We start from the raw sequence: 210 nt of genomic DNA on the forward strand, positions 1-210 counted from the left end.
CTGGAATTAAAAGGAATTGATCTAATGACACCTGTCAGGAAGAACATGAAGCAAAAGAAAATCCTTTTCCCTAATTTTTCAAAACGTAGAAAAGTGATTGAGCGAGTTTTCTCTTTTTTGACAAATCTAGGAGCTGAGCGTTGTAAAAGTCGTTCGCCTCAAGGTTTTCAATTGAAATTAGAGATGATACTTTTAGCGTATTCTTTACTG

Annotated in this window: 1 protein-coding gene; it reads left to right on the forward strand. The window is 34.8% G+C overall.

Annotated elements, in window-relative coordinates:
- Positions 1-210, forward strand: a 210-nt coding sequence (locus FDX09_RS19600) for a transposase (protein WP_170973256.1), incomplete at both ends; no start/stop codon positions are given.

Origin of the sequence: Citrobacter sp. wls717 (genome assembly GCF_005280955.1) — a bacterium.
Lineage (GTDB): Bacteria > Pseudomonadota > Gammaproteobacteria > Enterobacterales > Enterobacteriaceae > Citrobacter > Citrobacter werkmanii.